This window comes from Bradyrhizobium sp. (genome assembly GCF_016462955.1).
Classification (GTDB): Bacteria; Pseudomonadota; Alphaproteobacteria; order Rhizobiales; family Xanthobacteraceae; genus Bradyrhizobium.
This window is the reverse complement of record NZ_JAEMSD010000383.1, coordinates 3,677-3,955: the sequence shown is the minus strand read 5'-3', so window position 1 is coordinate 3,955 and position 279 is coordinate 3,677. Positions and strand designations below refer to the sequence as shown.

The following is a 279-nucleotide window of genomic DNA, read 5'->3' as shown; positions in this document are numbered from 1 at the left end:
GCTTCACCGTCTTCCTCAAGCCGATCTCCGAAAACCTTGGCTGGGATCGCGCCCAGGCGGTCTCGATCTATTCCCTGACCTGGCTTGTCAGCGGGCTGACCGCGCCGCTGGTCGGCCGCCTGTTCGATCATTCGGGCCCACGCCTCGTCTATGCGCTCGGGCTGCTCCTACTCGGTTCGGCCTTCCTGATCGCGAGCCACGCGCAAGCGTTGTGGCAGTTCCAGCTCTCGATCGGCATCTGTGTCGGCATCGGCGTCGCCTTCATCGGCAACGTCCCGA

At 64.5% G+C, this 279-nt stretch carries 1 protein-coding gene; it reads left to right on the top strand.

All coding sequences use genetic code 11. The features are described 5' to 3' along the window. On the top strand, window positions 1–279 hold a 279-nt coding region (locus tag JHD07_RS29040), incomplete at both ends, for an MFS transporter (RefSeq protein WP_291628404.1).